Below are 344 nucleotides of genomic sequence, written 5' to 3' on the forward strand. Positions count from 1 at the left end.
GACTCGGTCTATTTCGACGAGACGCAGAAGAAGCGTCCGGCCTATGACATCGAGGCGGCGAAGAAGGAACTGGAGGCAGCCGGTTACAAGGGCGAGCCGATCTCGATCATCGCCAACAAGCGCGGCAACGTGCCGAGCTTCCCGGCCGCCGTCATGGCGCAGGCCATGATGCAGCAGGCGGGTCTCAACGTACAGATCGAGGTGCTGGATTACGCCACGCAGGTGGATCGTCGCCGTTCCGGCAATTATCAGGTGATCTCGCAGTCGGTCGCCCCGCGTCTCGATCCGGCCCTGATGTATGCCTTCTACGTCGGCAACAAGGACAAGAACGCCTCCCTGATGTG

1 protein-coding gene is annotated in these 344 nt (G+C 61.3%); it reads left to right on the plus strand.

All coding sequences use genetic code 11. The features are described from left to right. Nucleotides 1-344: ABC transporter substrate-binding protein (locus SB816_RS30315; protein WP_410548030.1), on the plus strand; the 344-nt coding region annotated here is incomplete at both ends.

The organism is Achromobacter sp. SIMBA_011, from assembly GCF_046535435.1.
Classification (GTDB): Bacteria; Pseudomonadota; Gammaproteobacteria; order Burkholderiales; family Burkholderiaceae_B; genus Achromobacter; species Achromobacter dolens.